Raw genomic sequence first — 850 nt, forward strand, 5'->3', positions numbered from 1 at the left:
ATACCCTGCCATCAGAATGGCAGGGTGGAAATAAAGCAATACATGAGGATAAAGTGGCAGGCACTTCCAAGCATAACGAAAACATGAAAGATCTCATGTGAACCGAAATTCCTGTGTCTGGAATTAAATAATGGAAGTTTCAGACCATAGATGATACCGCCGATCGTGTAAATAATGCCGCCCGCAAGCAGCCATCCGAAACCTGCTCTCGGGAGGGAGTGAAAGATCGGAACAAAAGCCAGTACGCAGAGCCAGCCCATTCCGATATAGAGAACGGAGGACAGCCATTTCGGGCAGGTGATCCAGAGTCCCTTGAGCAGCATGCCAAGGATTGCAACTCCCCATACAAGTCCGCAGAGGATATAGCCGATGTGGTTATGCAGTGCAATGAGGCAGACAGGAGTATAGCTTCCGGCGATCATGACGAAGATCATCATGTGATCCATCTTTCGGAGACGGCGGTTGACTTTCTCTGTAGAGTCTACAGAATGATAAACGGTACTGGCTGTATAAAGAAGGATCATGGTAAGCATGAACACAGCCAGAGCTGCGATATGCAGTGGTGCTTCCTCACCGGATGCAGCTTTGAGAAGAAGCGGCGCAGCACCCGCGATCGCCAGAAGTCCTGCAACACCATGCGTGATCGCACTCCAGGGATCTTTTAATTTAAGTTTCATAATAAACACCTCCAGTGTTAAAAACAGGCAAATAATAAAAAACCAATTACGTAGTAATTAATACTACATATTAAGTATATTGAAACTATACTGCATTTATACATAAAAGTAAAGAGCTAATTTAGGAATTTTAGAATAATAAGCGGGAATCCTCGGCAATTCAATTACCGAGA

Annotated in this window: 1 protein-coding gene; it reads right to left on the reverse strand. The window is 44.7% G+C overall.

What is annotated here, in order from left to right:
• Window positions 1–11: 11 nt before the first annotated feature.
• Window positions 12–677 (reverse strand): PAQR family membrane homeostasis protein TrhA, encoded by a 666-nt coding sequence (trhA, locus tag QZL69_RS10900; protein ID WP_022215236.1) that lies wholly within the window; start codon window positions 675–677, stop codon window positions 12–14.
• Between the last annotated feature and the right edge of the window lie 173 nt (window positions 678–850).

The sequence above is a fragment of the Blautia sp. CAG:237 genome, from assembly GCF_000436615.1.
Lineage (GTDB): Bacteria > Bacillota > Clostridia > Lachnospirales > Lachnospiraceae > Blautia_A > Blautia_A intestinihominis.